This window comes from Allobranchiibius sp. CTAmp26 (assembly GCF_017565405.1).
GTDB lineage: Bacteria > Actinomycetota > Actinomycetes > Actinomycetales > Dermatophilaceae > Allobranchiibius.
This window is the reverse complement of the sequence record NZ_JAGEKR010000014.1, coordinates 56,752-70,761: the sequence shown is the minus strand read 5'-3', so window position 1 is coordinate 70,761 and position 14,010 is coordinate 56,752. Positions and strand designations below refer to the sequence as shown.

Annotated in this window: 13 protein-coding genes and 4 tRNA genes; 12 read left to right on the top strand and 5 right to left on the bottom strand. The window is 69.1% G+C overall.

The annotated features are described in order from the left end of the window. Nucleotides 1–6 precede the first annotated feature (6 nt). Nucleotides 7–114, top strand: coding sequence for a hypothetical protein (locus tag J4030_RS18670; RefSeq protein ID WP_374221993.1), 108 nt, complete (start codon nucleotides 7–9; stop codon nucleotides 112–114). A gap of 81 nt (nucleotides 115–195) precedes the next feature. Here J4030_RS18670 and msrB read toward each other — a convergent pair whose 3' ends face one another. Further along, nucleotides 196–642, bottom strand: a complete 447-nt coding sequence (gene msrB / locus J4030_RS10540; RefSeq protein ID WP_208049182.1) for a peptide-methionine (R)-S-oxide reductase MsrB — start codon at nucleotides 640–642, stop codon at nucleotides 196–198. A gap of 99 nt (nucleotides 643–741) precedes the next feature. Continuing rightward, nucleotides 742–2,601, bottom strand: coding sequence for an endonuclease/exonuclease/phosphatase family protein (locus tag J4030_RS10535; protein WP_243763174.1), 1,860 nt, complete (start codon nucleotides 2,599–2,601; stop codon nucleotides 742–744). A gap of 201 nt (nucleotides 2,602–2,802) precedes the next feature. Between J4030_RS10535 and ligD the strand changes: the two genes are divergently transcribed. The 4 genes from ligD (at nucleotide 2,803) to J4030_RS10520 (ending at nucleotide 6,722) form a co-directional block, all read left to right on the top strand. Further along, complete coding sequence (gene ligD / locus J4030_RS17975) at nucleotides 2,803–3,831, top strand: non-homologous end-joining DNA ligase (protein ID WP_243763173.1); 1,029 nt, start codon at nucleotides 2,803–2,805, stop codon at nucleotides 3,829–3,831. Between the two features lie 3 nt (nucleotides 3,832–3,834). Beyond that, nucleotides 3,835–4,923: an ATP-dependent DNA ligase gene (locus J4030_RS17970; protein ID WP_307864656.1), complete on the top strand. Its 1,089-nt coding sequence runs from the start codon at nucleotides 3,835–3,837 to the stop codon at nucleotides 4,921–4,923. Nucleotides 4,924–5,037: 114 nt separating this feature from the next. After that, nucleotides 5,038–6,213: an alpha/beta fold hydrolase gene (locus J4030_RS18520; RefSeq protein WP_307864655.1), complete on the top strand. Its 1,176-nt coding sequence runs from the start codon at nucleotides 5,038–5,040 to the stop codon at nucleotides 6,211–6,213. A gap of 98 nt (nucleotides 6,214–6,311) precedes the next feature. Continuing rightward, nucleotides 6,312–6,722 (top strand): hypothetical protein, encoded by a 411-nt coding sequence (locus J4030_RS10520; protein WP_208049180.1) that lies wholly within the window; start codon nucleotides 6,312–6,314, stop codon nucleotides 6,720–6,722. Between the two features lie 77 nt (nucleotides 6,723–6,799). Here the strand turns inward: J4030_RS10520 and J4030_RS10515 are convergent, their stop codons facing one another. Further along, nucleotides 6,800–7,462 (bottom strand): dihydrofolate reductase family protein, encoded by a 663-nt coding sequence (locus tag J4030_RS10515; protein WP_208049179.1) that lies wholly within the window; start codon nucleotides 7,460–7,462, stop codon nucleotides 6,800–6,802. Between the two features lie 40 nt (nucleotides 7,463–7,502). On the opposite strand from J4030_RS10515, the gene J4030_RS10510 reads away from it, so the two are divergent. Next, nucleotides 7,503–8,366 carry a PPK2 family polyphosphate kinase gene (locus J4030_RS10510; protein ID WP_208049178.1) on the top strand — a complete coding sequence of 288 codons (864 nt, stop codon included), beginning with the start codon at nucleotides 7,503–7,505 and terminating at the stop codon, nucleotides 8,364–8,366. Nucleotides 8,367–8,450: 84 nt separating this feature from the next. Here J4030_RS10510 and glgX read toward each other — a convergent pair whose 3' ends face one another. Next, nucleotides 8,451–10,580 (bottom strand): glycogen debranching protein GlgX, encoded by a 2,130-nt coding sequence (gene glgX / locus J4030_RS10505; protein ID WP_208049177.1) that lies wholly within the window; start codon nucleotides 10,578–10,580, stop codon nucleotides 8,451–8,453. A gap of 84 nt (nucleotides 10,581–10,664) precedes the next feature. Between glgX and J4030_RS10500 the strand changes: the two genes are divergently transcribed. The 3 genes from J4030_RS10500 to J4030_RS10490 all read left to right on the top strand — a co-directional run bounded on the left by J4030_RS10500 (nucleotide 10,665) and on the right by J4030_RS10490 (nucleotide 12,118). Further along, on the top strand, nucleotides 10,665–11,762 hold the full coding sequence (locus tag J4030_RS10500) for a YihY/virulence factor BrkB family protein (RefSeq protein ID WP_307864654.1): 1,098 nt from the start codon (nucleotides 10,665–10,667) through the stop codon (nucleotides 11,760–11,762). Nucleotides 11,763–11,924: 162 nt separating this feature from the next. Next, nucleotides 11,925–11,997: transfer RNA gene (locus tag J4030_RS10495), tRNA-Gly, on the top strand. 47 nt (nucleotides 11,998–12,044) lie between these two features. Beyond that, nucleotides 12,045–12,118: transfer RNA gene (locus J4030_RS10490), tRNA-Cys, on the top strand. A 7-nt stretch (nucleotides 12,119–12,125) separates the two neighbouring features. Here the strand turns inward: J4030_RS10490 and J4030_RS10485 are convergent. After that, the gene (locus J4030_RS10485; RefSeq protein WP_208049175.1) at nucleotides 12,126–12,527 is read right to left on the bottom strand and encodes a VOC family protein; all 402 of its coding nucleotides are present in this window, start codon (nucleotides 12,525–12,527) and stop codon (nucleotides 12,126–12,128) included. 147 nt (nucleotides 12,528–12,674) lie between these two features. On the opposite strand from J4030_RS10485, the gene J4030_RS10480 reads away from it, so the two are divergent. From J4030_RS10480 to J4030_RS10470, 3 genes are all read left to right on the top strand, one after another. Continuing rightward, on the top strand, nucleotides 12,675–13,517 hold the full coding sequence (locus J4030_RS10480) for a patatin-like phospholipase family protein (RefSeq protein WP_208049174.1): 843 nt from the start codon (nucleotides 12,675–12,677) through the stop codon (nucleotides 13,515–13,517). Nucleotides 13,518–13,637: 120 nt separating this feature from the next. Continuing rightward, nucleotides 13,638–13,713 (top strand) — tRNA-Gly (locus tag J4030_RS10475). A gap of 11 nt (nucleotides 13,714–13,724) precedes the next feature. After that, a tRNA-Val gene (locus tag J4030_RS10470) sits at nucleotides 13,725–13,796 on the top strand. The last annotated feature ends 214 nt before the right edge of the window (nucleotides 13,797–14,010 follow it).

The following is a 14,010-nucleotide window of genomic DNA, read 5'->3' as shown; positions in this document are numbered from 1 at the left end:
GACGTGATGCGGGCGTTGCGCGAAACCGAGGCGCGTCGCCACGTGCGCGAGGAGCTGCCGTTCTTCACCGGCCCGCAGACCAGCGTCGCCGACTTCGCGAACGCGCTGCGCTGACGCCGGACCCCGCACACAGCGAAAGGGTCGCGGCGCGCTCCATGGAGCGCGCCGCGACCCTTCGTCGTCGTGCGTGAGACGTCAGGACGTCGGCTGCAGGGTGATGCTGACCGAGTTGATGCAGTAGCGCTGGTCGGTCGGGGTGTCGTACCCCTCGCCCTCGAAGACGTGGCCCAGGTGCGAACCGCAGTTGGCGCAGCGCACCTCGATGCGCTTCATACCCATCGAGCGATCGGTGATGAGCTCGACGTTGTCGCCCTCGGACGGCTCGTAGAAGGACGGCCACCCGCAGTGGCTGTGGAACTTGCCGGTGCTGCGGAAGAGCTCGATGCCGCATGCCCGACAGTTGTAGATGCCCGTGGTCTCGGTGTCGGTGTACTCACCGGTGAACGCGCGTTCGGTGCCGGACTTGCGCAGCACCTGGTACTCCTCCGGTGACAGCTGCTCACGCCACTCCGCGTCGGACTTGGTGACCGGGTAGCTCTTCTCGTTGGTGTCGTCGGACTTGTCGGTGGTGCGACCGAACATGGCGGATTCCTCTCGTGGACTACCTAGACCAACGCCGCCGACCGGTCGGTTGTTTCCGGCCGGTCGGCGGCGTACGGGTCGCGACGGGTCAGCTGCGGGTCAACCGCCCACGTGCAGCCGGACGATCTGCGGGTCGTGATCGGAGTCCTGGTCGCTGAACTCCGCGTTCGTGTGCACGATGTCGTAGCTGTACGACGAGCCCCTGGTCAGCTCTGGGCTCAGCAGGATGTGGTCGAGCACCTGGCTGTTGCCCTCGAAGTCGTAGGTGTAGCGCTGGTTCTTGGGCAGCGTGCGCGGTAGGTCGGTCAGACGCGTGCCGCCGTGCCCAGCGAGGATGTCGGCGGTCGCGCTGAACTCGAAGTCGTTGAGGTCGCCGAGCACGACGACGTTCGCCTTCTTGTTCGCCGACAGGAGGCTGTCGACGAAGCCGCGGACGACGGTCGCCTGCTGGTGCCGCTGGTTCTCCGAGCTGCGGACCGGCTGCTGCCAGCGGCCCATCAGCGGGTCGTCCCCGCCCTTGGAGTTGAAGTGGTTGGCGATCACGAAGACCGGCGCGCCGTGCCAGCGGAACTCACCCACCAGCGGCTTGCGGGAGTCGGTCCATGCGGCGTTGCCGGGGTCGATGCGGCCGGGAGAGGCGCTGATCGAGGTCGTGGCGCCCTTCCCCGTCACGGAGGTCGACGAGGTCGCCGTACCCCCGCTCTTGTCCACGAACGACAGCCCGCGGTCGGTGCGGAAGAGGAAGACCTGCCGGATGTTGCCGCCCGGCTGACCGCCGTCCGTCTTGTCCTGCGGGTTGATCCACCGCGACTGGTACGACGGGCCGCCCGCGGCGCTGATCGCGGCGACCAGCTTCGCGACCGTCGCCGAGGAGTCGGTCGTGCCGTCGTCGGTGGCGCCGCTGTTGTCCTGGATCTCCTCCAGCGCGACGAGGTCGGGGGCGCGCAGGTTCGTCACGATCTGGCCGGCGAGCCGGCTGAACTTGGTGGCCGGGTCCTGGGGCGCCAGGTTCTCCACGTTGAACGTGGCGACCGCGAGCTGGGAGCGGGACGGACGCGCCGTGACCTCGCGGGTGAGGCCCGCGGACCGGCGGTCGCCCACCGACGTCGCCATGAGGTGGAAGTTGCCGAACGTGTAGTCCATGACGCCGGTGGTGAGGCCGGTGTAGCGGTCGCCCACGTTCGCGGCGCTCGGCACGCTCGCCTTCGGAAGCAGGGCCGTGTCGAGGATCAGCCGCATCGCGTTGGGGTGGTCGTAACCGGAGTAGAGGACGCCGCCGCGTGGGGTCGAGATGGCGCGGACGTTCTGGCCCGGGACGATCGGCGTCTCGCCGTACGACACGGCGGTCGGGCCGACGGCCTTCGCGTTCAGCTCGGCGACCCGCATCCCCTCGAGGGACTCATCGAAGTCGAGCGCGTTGCGGGACGGGTCGAACGGGGTCCCGGCCGTCTCAACGTTGCCGGGGTTGCCCTGCTCGACCGTCTGCTGGGGTGCGATCCGGTCGCGGCCGATGACCACGGGAGCGGGCAATGGGTTGCCGGTGCTCACGACCGTGACGGTGACACCACTGAGCTCGGTGGTGCTGAGGTTCCCGCCGCCACCGCTGCCACCGGGGCGGAACTCCACGACGGTGCCCGCCACCGTGACGTCGTCGCCGGCGCTGACCGTGGGGACGGTCTTGGTGTAGACGAAGATCCCCTCACTGGTGGCGGGGTCGGAGTCGGGGGTCGTCGACTGCATCCAGAAACCGGTGCGGCTGGTGGCCGTGACGCGGCCCGCGACGCCCTGCACGGTCTGGCCCTTGAGCGGCGACACGTGCGCCGCGCCCTGGATCTGGGCGATGGTCGTGCCGGATGCGGCGTGCGCGGCGGGTTGCCACACGGCGAGCCCTGCGGTGGCGCACAGGGTGACGGTGCCGAAGGCGCTGAGCGTGCGTGTGCGGGTCGAGATGCGGGGCATGGTGGAGCCTTCCTGTCCATGACGGTGCGGACCTCCGCGGAACGGTAGGTCGCGGATGGATGCTGTCGTTCGACTGTATGCATCCTGGGAGGATCCGCGGCAGGAGCGGCGGATGGCCATTCGGTGAACGCGGAGTCGTGCTCGCGCCGGCTCTCGCGTCCGGCCCGGTGCGTCCCGGTGCACGCGGATAGGGTCGGCGGCATGAGCGCCAGCAAGCCGGTCATGCTCGAGATCGAGACGCCGGGCGGCGAGCCGCGGACCGTGCGGGTCTCCAGCCCCGACCGCGTGATGTGGCCCGACGATGGGTACACGAAGCTGGACCTCGCGCAGTACCTGGTCGCGGTGGGGGAGCCGTTCCTCCGTGCGAACGGCGACCGGCCGGTGGCGCTCGAGCGCTTTCCGGACGGGGTCGACGGCGAGCGCTTCTTCTCCAAGAACCCGCCGCGCGGCGTCCCCGAGTACGCGCGGTCGGTCACCTGCACCTATCCCTCGGGGCGCTCGCATCCGCAGCTGGTGCTCGACGAGGTCGCCACCGCGGTGTGGGCGATCCAGATGAACACCGTCACCTTCCATCCCTGGCCGGTCCGCGCCGACGACAACGACCATCCTGACGAGCTGCGCATCGACCTGGACCCGCAACCAGAGCGCTCGTTCGCGGACGTCGTCGAAGCGGCCGTCCAGCTGCGGGAGGTGCTGCGCGAGGCAGGTTTCGATCCGCGGGTGAAGACCTCCGGCAATCGGGGTCTGCACGTCTACGCGAGCATCGAGCCGACCCACGAGTTCCTCGACGTCCGACACGGCGTGATCGGGGTCGCCCGCGAGCTGGAGCGTCGGATGCCAGAGATGGTGACTACCGCCTGGTGGAAGGAGGAGCGCGGGGAGAAGATCTTCGTGGACTTCAACCAGGCATGCCGGGACCGCACCATCGCCGGCGCGTACAGCCCGCGGCCGCTGCCCGGGGCTCCCGTCTCGATGCCGGTGCGCTGGGATGAGCTGAGCGACATAGCCACGAAGGACTTCACCATCGCTACGGTGCCCAAGCTGCTGGATGACCGCGGTGACGCGTGGTCCGACGCGGGTGCCGTGGGCGACGTACGCGGCGCGATCGCGTTGTGGGACAAAGACATCGAGGAACGTGGGCTCGGCGAGATGCCCTTCCCGCCGGACTATCCGAAGATGCCGGGCGAGCCGCCGCGCGTCCAACCGTCGCGCAAGAAGATGGAGGGCTGAGTCGTGCAGCTTCCCGTGAATCCACCGGTCAAGCCGATGCTGGCCAAGTCGGTGGCCGACATACCCGAGGGCGCGTCGTACGAGCCGAAGTGGGACGGTTTCCGGTCGCTGGTGTTCCGTGACGGCGACGAGGTCGAGCTCGGCAGCCGCAACGAGCGGCCGATGACGCGATACTTCCCGGAGCTCGTGGCCGCCGTACTGAACGAATTGCCGGAACGGTGTGTGGTCGACGGCGAGATCGTCATCGCGACCGACCACGGGCTGGACTTCGAGGCGCTGCAGCAGCGCATCCATCCAGCGGTATCGCGAGTGACGATGTTGAGCGAGAAGACGCCGGCGTCGTTCGTGGCGTTCGACCTGCTGGCCCTCGGCGACGACGACCTGAGCGGTCGGCCGTTCGAGGAGCGCCGCGCACTACTGGTCGACGCACTGTCCGGTGCCGGTCCGTCGGTCCACGTGACGCCCGCGACGACCGACCCGAAGGTGGCGCAGCGGTGGTTCACCGACTTCGAGGGCGCCGGCCTGGACGGGGTCGTCGCGAAACCGCTCGACGGCACCTACCAGCAGGACAAGCGGGTCATGTTCAAGATCAAGCACACGCGGACCGCCGACTGCGTGCTGGCTGGGTACCGCTGGCACAAGACCTCGACGGAGGAGAAGCCCCTGATCGGATCCCTGCTCCTTGGGCTCTATCAAGAAGGCCGGCTGCAGCACGTGGGCGTCGTCGGCGCCTTCACGGCGAAGCGGCGTGCCGAACTGGTCGAGGAGCTGGAGCCGCTGCTGCTGGGTGACGGGGACACGCACCCGTGGCAGGAGTGGGCGAACGCCGAGGCACACCAGGGTCAGCGGTTGCCGGGCAACGTGAGCCGCTGGAATGCGACCAAGGACCTGTCGTTCGTTCCGTTGCGCCCCGAGCGCGTGCTCGAGGTCAAGTACGAGCACATGGAGGGCACCCGCTTCCGTCACCTCGCGCACTTCATCCGCTGGCGCGAGGACCGAACACCCGAGTCCTGCACGTACGAGCAGCTCGAGGAGCCGGTCAACTTCCGCCTCGCCGACATCGTGCCGGGCCTCGGGGTAGCGGCGGACTGACCGCCCCCCGCACGTCTGCTTCCGACGCCTGCACGCGCCCCGACGGTGTTCGAACGCCGTCAATGGTGGTGAACGCCGTCAGCCTTCGGTGCCGCGACCTGGCACGATAACGCCGTGAGCCACGCCATCCGAAGGACAGCGACCGCCGGAGCCGTGGGGGTCACCCTCGCCGGGGCGGCAGCGCTCGGGCTCGGCGGCTACTTCGTGCGCCAGATCCTGACACCTGCGTTGGGGGCCGAGGACGAGACGGTCCTCGCTGTCGGCGACGGCACCATCACGCTCCAGCGCACTCCCGGTTCGAGCGCTCCGGGGCGCTATGGCTTGTACTGGCAGGCGTTCTCGGGTCACGCACGGGTCGGCGCGATCCTTCACGAGGACGCGGACTCCGTGACCCGCGAACTGCTCGGTGTCGACACCGGCACGGTGGTGCCCGGCCCCGCTCGGCTCAACGGCTACTTCTTCCCCGCGCCCTCCACCAACGACGGCACGTCGCTGGAGGAGGCGACGTACGACGGGCCGCTCGGTGCGATGCCCGCGTGGGTGAGCGAGCCCGACCGGCCGCACGGCGACGTGTGGGCCGTCCTCGTGCACGGCCGCGGAGCCTCCCGCGCCGAGGCGCTGCGCGCGGTGCCGCTCCTGCACGACCTCGGTCTCGCGATCCTGGTGCCCGGTTACCGCAACGACGTCGATGCGCCGTCCAGTGCCGACGGTCGCTACCACCTGGGACTGTCCGAATGGCGCGATATCGAAGCCGCCCTCGCGTACGCCGTCGAGCGCGGCGCGCGGCGCATCGTGCTCTTCGGATGGTCGATGGGCGGCGCCATCGTGCTGCAGCTGCTGGACCACTCGGCGTACGCCGACCGCGTGGTCGGGGTGGTGCTCGACGCGCCGGTCGTGAGCTGGCGGCAGGTCATCGACTTCCACGCGGTCGCGCACCGGCTCCCGCTCGCGCTCAGCCACACCGGCCAGCGCCTCATCGGTCAGTCGTGGAGCAAGGTCCTCGGCGGGGTCAGCATGCCGCTGCCGATTCCGCACACCGACTGGATCGCGCGCGCCGGCGAGCTGCGGGTGCCGACCCTCTTGATCCACTCCGAGGACGACGACTTCGTGCCGTACGGCCCGTCGCGCGACCTCGCCGACGCCCGCCCCGACGTCATCCAGCTCGAGACGTGGCAGCGCGCTCTGCACTGCCGGGAGTGGAACGTCGACTCCGAGCGCTGGCGGTCCGTGGTCGAGACGTTCCTGCGGGCGCGTCTGGACGCGACAGGCCCTGGCGCTGCGACCGAGTGAGTACGCCGCCCCCGGTTCACCGACCCGAGTCGGTGCGTCGCGACTGTGAGTAGAGTCGGTGCATCTCGCATGACCCCGAGCACCAGGAGTGAAGCCACGTGAAGGTCAATCCGTTCTCCGCCGGCCCTGCCGCAGCACTCGCACTCGGTGTCCTGCTGCCGAGTGCACTTCCCAAGCGGCGGCTCCTGTCCGTGGCGTTGGTCGGTGGCGCGTACGCCGCGACGATCGTGCAGGACCCCTCCAGCCCCAGGGCGTTCACGGTGTCGACCAGCGGGCTGCCCATCCCACCGGACCAGGAGCAGATCGCCAAGATCGCCCTGCCGAGCCTCATCGTCGGCCTCGCATCGGTTCCCCTGATCGGCTTCGCCCGGCTGCTCCCGCTGGGCCGGGTGCCTGCCGCGCTCGCCCTCGGTGGCGCCTACGTCGCCGCCGAGTCCTACCTGGCCGACAAGGGCAAGCAGGCCGTCGCCAAGGTCGACCTCAGCAACGAGCCGGAGTCGATCGGCTGACCAGCCAGCACCCGTGACGAAGCCCGCGACCACGGTCGCGGGCTTCGTCATGCGTACGGCGGGGGAGCGGCGTACGGTCACTGCGCTGTCGTGACCCGCCACCTCGCGACGAGGGTCGAGTCCTGCTCCAGGAGCGACACCAGCTCCAGGTCGGACCGGTGCGCGGTGCCGGACAGCGTGCGAATCGCATTGCCTGAAAGCGTCATCGGCGTGGTCGTCGTACACAGCTCATCGACCAGTCCGGCGGCGAGCATCGAGCTCGCGAGGTGCGGGCCACCCTCGCAGAGCACCCGCGTCATCCCGTCTTCTCGCAGCCCGGAGATCACGTCGTGCAGCGCGCCCGCCACGGCGAAGACAGCTCCCCGACCCGACTCCGCTGCCTGCGCCGCGAGTGGTGATGACGTCAGCACAGCGAGGTGCGGGTGCGGTGCCCGACCCACGCGGTAGGACGCCAGGTCGTCACGGGTGCGCAAGGCCGAATAACCCTCTGCCACATACGTTCCACGCCCGACGAGTACGACGTCTGCCCATGCGCGCAGCACGTCGAAGACCCGGCGGTCGGCGGGGGAGCCGATCGACCCGGAGAGGCCGTCCGGGCCCGCAGCCGCGCCGTCCACCGTGGACACCGCGTTGAGCCGCACCCGCGGTTCGGAGCCCTCGGGCGCGGGTCCTGAGGAGTAGAGCCGCGCGAGGTCGACGTCGCTAAGCTCGGCTGAAGGGCGTGGAAAGAGTTGGCGCACTGTGCCATCCAAGCAACCGCCAGTGACCAGGGAGACCCGCATGGGCAAGAATTCAGCTGCCAAGGACCTTGCGACCACGGTGGAGAAGGCGCTGCGGGCGCAGCCGGGTTTCGTGCTGGCCGACCGGGACCCCGCATCGACGCCTGGATTCACGAAGGGCAAGAAGACTGCTCTGGCGGAGCAGGCGGCGACCGCGGTCGAGCTCGATGACCTGCAGGAGCGGATGTACGCCGAGAGCACGCAGGGCGGCCGGCGCAACGTGTTGTTGGTGGTGCAGGGCATGGACACCTCCGGCAAGGGCGGCATCATGCGGCACGTCGTCGGATCGCTGGACCCGCAGGGCGTGACGCACCACGCGTTCAAGAAGCCGACGCCCGAGGAGCTGCGCCATCCCTTCCTCTGGCGGGTCCGCAACGCTCTTCCGCCGGCCGGCAGCGTCGGCGTCTTCGACCGCTCGCACTACGAGGACGTGCTCATCGCCCGGGTGCACAACCTGGTGCCTCCCGCGACGATCGGGCGCCGGTACGGGCAGATCAACGGGTTCGAGCAGACCCTCGCCGACAACGGCACCACCGTCATCAAGGTGATGCTGCACGTCTCGCGCGACGAGCAGGGCGAGCGCCTCGCGAGGCGCCTCGACCGGGTCGACAAGCAGTGGAAGTTCAACCCGAACGACGTCGACGAGCGCGGCTTCTGGCCGGCGTACCAAGAGGCCTACCAGATCGCCGTGGACAAGACCTCGACCGACGCCGCGCCCTGGTACGTCGTCCCGGCCGACCACAAGTGGTACGCCCGCTTCGCGGTGCATCACCTGCTTTTGCACCACCTGCGCGCCATGGATCCGCAGTGGCCCGCGGTGTCGTACGACGTGTCGGAGCAGAAGGCGCGACTCGCGAGCAGCTGACGCCGCGGGAACGTGACCGCACCGCCGCAACCCACCGGGTGTTCGTCCGCCGACAACCCACTCAGGGGCGTCGGCGGGACGGGATCAGTTCAGCGGGCTCTGCAGCACCAGCATCGAGCGGGCGGGGAGCGAAATGCTCTCGCCCGGCGCGAACGTCGGAGCGTGCACCGCCTCGGCCTCCTCCTCGCTGACCGGCGAGGTCCGCAGCGCGATCGTCCACGTAGCGTCCGGGACGTCCTTCGGCACGACGAAGTCGACGTCCTCGTAGTGGGCGTTGAAGAGCATCAGGAAGTGGTCGTCGGTGACGTCACGGCCCACGGGGTCCGGGGTGCGGAACTCCGCGCCGTTGAGGAAGACCATCAGCGTGCGGGCGTAGCCGTTGGTCCAGTCCTCCTCGCTCATCGGCGAACCACCGGGGGAGTACCAGATGACGTCGCCGATGTCGCTGGCGCCGCCACGGGTCGCGGCACCCTGGAAGAAGCGACGCCGGTGGAACGTGGGGTGCGCCGTCCGCAGCGCGATGGCCTGCTGGGTGAAGTCGAGCAACGACTGGTCGTAGTCGTCCAATTCCCAGTCGACCCAGGCGATCTCGTTGTCCTGGCAGTAGACGTTGTTGTTGCCGCCCTGGGTGCGCCCGAGTTCGTCACCGTGCGCGAGCATCGGGACACCCTGACTGAGTAGCAGGGTCGCGATGAAGTTGCGCTCCTGCTGCTGACGCAGCGCGTTGATGTCCGGGTCGTCGGTGGGGCCCTCGACTCCGCAGTTCCAGGAGCTGTTGTGGCTCTCGCCGTCCTTGCCGCCCTCGCCGTTGGCGTCGTTGTGCTTCTCGTTGTACGACACCAGGTCCCGCAACGTGAATCCGTCGTGCGCGACCACGAAGTTGATCGATGCGATCGGGCGACGACCGGAGTGCTCGTACAGGTCACTGGAACCGGTGAGCCGAGAGGCGAATTCGCCGAGCGTCGCACCGTCGCCGCGCCAGAAGTCGCGCACGGTGTCGCGGTACTTGCCGTTCCACTCGGTCCACAGCGGCGGGAAGTTGCCGACCTGGTAACCGCCGTCACCGAGGTCCCACGGCTCGGCGATCAGCTTGACCTGGGAGATGACCGGGTCCTGCTGGATGATGTCGAAGAACGCCGAGAGCCGGTCGACCTCGTGGAACTGGCGGGCGAGCGTTGCGGCGAGGTCGAAGCGGAATCCGTCGACGTGCATCTCCTGCACCCAGTAGCGCAGCGAGTCCATGATCAGCTGCAGCACGTGCGGGTGGCGCATCAGCAGGCTGTTGCCGGTGCCCGTCGTGTCGTAGTAGTGCTCCTTCGCATCGTCGACCAGGCGGTAGTACGCCGAGTTGTCGATGCCGCGGAAGCAGATGGTCGGGCCGAGTTCGTTGCCCTCGGCCGTGTGGTTGTAGACCACGTCGAGGATGACCTCGATGTCGGCGTCGTGCAGTGCCTTGACCATCGTCTTGAACTCGGTGACCTGCTGGCCGTCGGTGCCGGCCGCGGCGTACGCGTTGTGCGGGGCAAGGAAGCCGATGGTGTTGTAACCCCAGTAGTTCGACAACCCCTGGTCGGTGAGGGTGGTGTCCTGGATGAACTGGTGCACCGGCAGCAGCTCGACGGCGGTCACGCCGAGCTCCTTCAGGTGCTCGATGATCGCGGGGTGCGCGACGGCGGCGTACGTGCCGCGGATCTCCTCGGGCACGTCCGGGTGGGTCATCGTGAGGCCCTTGACGTGCATCTCGTAGAAGACGCTGTTGTGGTACTCGTGCTGCGGCGGCCGGTCGTGACCCCAGTCGAAGAACGGGTTGATGACCACCGAGGTCATCGTGTGCCCGAGGGAGTCGTCGTCGTTGAACTTCTTCGGGTCCTTGAAGCGGTAGGAGAACAGCGACTCGTGGCCGTCGATCTGCCCGTCGATCGCCTTCGCGTACGGGTCGAGCAGCAGCTTGGCCGGGTTGCAGCGCTGCCCCTGCTCCGGGTCGAACGGCCCTTCGACGCGGTAGCCGTAGCGCTGCCCGGGCTGCACGCCCTGGATGTACCCGTGCCAGACGTGTCCGTCGACTTCGGTCAATTCGTGACGGGTCTCCTTGCTGCCCTCGCCGATGAGGCTGAGGGTGACCCCCGTGGCGACCTCCGAGAAGAGAGCGAAGTTGACGCCGCTGCCGTCGAACGTTGCGCCGAGGGGATAGGGGCGACCGGGCCAAATGTCCATCGGACCATCATGGTGCATGGAGATGGGACTCCTGACGGCTACCGTGGCCCCCGTGACCAAACGCACGCAGGCCCGCCACCTCCCGTGGGTCTGAACCGGCGGGCCGTACGCGAGCAGCTCGGGCGGGTGCCCGGGCTGGTCTCACTCGTCCGGCTCGTGCTCGCCACCGTGCGCATCTGCATGCGCTACCGCGTGACCGGTCTGGCCGCGGAAGCGGGCTTCTTCGCCCTGCTCTCCTTCCCGCCACTGCTCTACGGGCTGTTGGGTCTGGTGGGGTACGTCGGCAACTGGCTCGGCGCCGGCGTACGTCAGGACGTCACCAACAGCATCGTGCGGTACGCGTCCCGTTTCCTGACCGAGGACAGCCTGCAGGAGGTGCTCGTCCCGACCCTGCGCCAGGCGCTGGGCGGCGGACGACCGGATGTCGTGTCCGTCGGGTTCGTGCTGTCCCTGTGGTCAGGATCACGTGCCTTGAACGTGCTGCTCGACACGATCTCGATCATGTACGGGCAGGGCGGGCGCCGCGGGATCGTGCGCACCCGGGTGCTCAGCCTGTCGCTCTACTTCGTGACGCTCGTCTTCGGCGCCCTGGTCGTGCCGCTCATCGTGGTCGGCCCCGGGTTGCTGGAGCAGCGGCTGCCGGCGAAGGTCCTCTTCCTCATGAACTTCTACTGGCCGCTCGTCGGAGGCCTCACGATCCTGGGTTTCGCGACGCTCTACTACATCGCGACGCCGCGGCGTACGCCCTGGGTACGCGCCCTTCCGGGGGCCGCGATGACCCTCGCCATCTGGGTCGTCACCTCCATGGCGCTGCGCTGGTTCCTCGGCGCGTCGATCAACGGGGTGAGCATCTACGGGCCGCTGGCAGCGACCATCGTCGTGTTGATCTGGCTCTACTTCCTCGGGATCGGGGTGCTCATCGGGGCCGCGTTCAATGCCTCCGCCGCCCGCATCTGGCCGATGCGCGAGGTGCCGACGGTCCGCGATCGGGCGCGTGGCTGGATGGACGCGCGGTCCCGAGGCGACGAGCAGCCGGTCGCCGCCCGGCTGCCCGGTCGACGCGCCGCGTGGATCCGGGCACGCAGGGAGACGCCGATCGAGGAGCCGCCGCCGGGACTGCAGGCGGTGGACGCCTCTGTGTCCGGCGCGTCGTCCCGCGCGTCGCAGACGTCCCACTCGTAGCCCGCGCCGACCGCGCTCCCGCCTCGGTTGTCCGCACTTTCGTGACCCCGTCGCCACGAATCTGCGGACAACCGCTGGACAGGGTGGGCGCGGTTGGACTCGCTGTGGGCGATCGGATAACCTCGCGGAGCGTTCGGCGGCCCTTTCCGCTGACGTGTAGATGCGGACATAGCTCAGTTGGTAGAGCGCAACCTTGCCAAGGTTGAGGTCGCCGGTTCGAGCCCGGTTGTCCGCTCTGCTCCGGGACCGGTCAGCGCCTCGCGGCGCGACCGTCCCGGACGTGGTGGCGTGGCCGAGAGGCGAGGCAACGGCCTGCAAAGCCGTCTACACGGGTTCAAATCCCGTCGCCACCTCCAGCATGTTCTAGACAGGATCGCCGGCCGTCGTGGGCTCGGGGCTCCGGCGTGAGATCTCCTGCAGCGCCCATGAGTTCCCGTCCGGGTCGGAGAAGTAGGAGTACTTCACCCCACCCATGTCCTGCACCTCGGAGATGTCGACATCTCGGGTGCGCAGCTCCTCCCGGGCCGCGGCGATGTCGTCGACCACCAGATGCAGGCCGGACAGCCGACCGGCGTTCGGGTCGCTGATCCCGACGCCGATCACCACCGAGCAGGCCGAGCCCGGGGGAGTCAGCTGCACGATGCGCATCCCGTTGCCCGGCTCGATGTCGTGGTCGAGGACGAACCCCGCCTGGTCGACGTAGAACGCCTTGCTGCGGTCGACGTCCGTGACGGGCAGGGGGACGAGCTCGAGGCGCATGTCCATGGGTGGGGGTCTCCTGAGTGATGGTCTCGGCGGGGGCCCGAGACGCGGCGAGGCTTGCAACGGCTCGGTGCGGCGAACAGCGCCCAGCATGCCCGGTGTCACCGACAGCTGCGAGAGTTCGCGGGTGACACGCGAGAGGGAGAGTCGATGAGAGCACTGGTCCTCGCCGGCGGGGGAGTCGCCGGCATCGCATGGGAGCTGGGAGTGCTGCTCGGGCTGCGCGACGGGGCGCCCGACCTGCGGCCCGCTCTCGTGGACGTCGACGTGGTCATCGGCACCTCGGCGGGTGCGGCCGTGGGTGCGCAGATCACCTCCGGTGTCGATCTGGAGGAGCTGTACGCCGCTCAGCTGCGTTCCGAGACGGCCGAGATCGAGGTCGACCTGGACGCGGAGGCGCTGGCGGCCTCGTACGAGGCGGCGGCGCGCGGGGCCGAGTCGCCCGTGGTCGCTCGTCGCCGGTTCGGTGAGCTGGCCCTGGCAGCCCGCACGGTGTCCGAGGCCGAGCGGCGTGCGGCCATCGAGGCGCGGCTGCCGTCGCTGGACTGGCCGGACCGTCGGCTCATCCTCACGGCGATCGACACCGCGACCGGTGAGCTGACAACCTTCACCCCGCACGGCGATACGAGCCTGGTCGACGCGGTGGCGGCCAGCTGTGCGGTGCCAGGCGTGTGGCCACCCGTGTCGATCGGCGAGCGACGCTACATGGACGGTGGGATGCGCTCGGGCACCAACGTGGACCTCGCGGCCGGCTGCGACCGGATCCTCGTGGTGACCCCGACCCTGCCCGGTGCGCCGTCGCTGCTCGGTGACCTGGAGGCCGACGTGGTCGCGCCGGCGGATGCGCGAGTACTCGTCGTATCGGCGAATGTGCGGTCGATGGCGGCGTTCGGGCGCAACCCGCTGTCTCCGGCCACCCGTGCACCGTCCGCCGAGGCCGGGCGTGCCGTCGGTCGCTCCAAAGCCGCGCAGGTCGCCGCGTTCTGGGGGTGACGTGTCGCTCCGGAACGACCCGGGACGCGCCGCGCCCGGGAGCCGTTTTGGGTGCCGGGCACCACCTCGGCTACAGTTCCCCTCGTTGTTCACCCGGGCGAACGCCGGGGAGTGCAGCAGGCGGACATAGCTCAGTTGGTAGAGCGCAACCTTGCCAAGGTTGAGGTCGCCGGTTCGAGCCCGGTTGTCCGCTCCACCCATGATTTTGGGCGATTGGCGCAGCGGTAGCGCGCTTCCCTGACACGGAAGAGGTCACTGGTTCGATCCCAGTATCGCCCACGAGTACGGAACAGCCCCTGACCTGCGGAAACGCTAGGTCAGGGGCTGTGTCATTCGGGATTCGTGTCGGATACGTGTCGGATCGAGGCACCTGCGCACGGCACGCTGACCCGAAACTGCGGACATGAACCACGCCTCGTGGAGCCGCCCGCGACACATTCGCGGGCTCGGACTTTCGGCGCTCACGGAGCGTGGTGCTCCTGGTGGTTCCTGC

Bases quoted from the DNA above. Each gene is read 5' to 3' on its own strand.
- J4030_RS18670 (WP_374221993.1), top strand. From the start codon at position 7: ATGCGGGCGTTGCGCGAAACCGAGGCGCGTCGCCACGTGCGCGAGGAG.
- J4030_RS10480 (WP_208049174.1), top strand. From the start codon at position 12,675: ATGAGAGCACTGGTCCTCGCCGGCGGGGGAGTCGCCGGCATCGCATGG.
- J4030_RS10535 (WP_243763174.1), bottom strand. From the start codon at position 2,601: ATGCCCCGCATCTCGACCCGCACACGCACGCTCAGCGCCTTCGGCACC.
- J4030_RS10510 (WP_208049178.1), top strand. From the start codon at position 7,503: ATGGGCAAGAATTCAGCTGCCAAGGACCTTGCGACCACGGTGGAGAAG.
- glgX (WP_208049177.1), bottom strand. From the start codon at position 10,580: ATGGACATTTGGCCCGGTCGCCCCTATCCCCTCGGCGCAACGTTCGAC.
- J4030_RS10485 (WP_208049175.1), bottom strand. From the start codon at position 12,527: ATGGACATGCGCCTCGAGCTCGTCCCCCTGCCCGTCACGGACGTCGAC.
- ligD (WP_243763173.1), top strand. From the start codon at position 2,803: ATGAGCGCCAGCAAGCCGGTCATGCTCGAGATCGAGACGCCGGGCGGC.
- msrB (WP_208049182.1), bottom strand. From the start codon at position 642: ATGTTCGGTCGCACCACCGACAAGTCCGACGACACCAACGAGAAGAGC.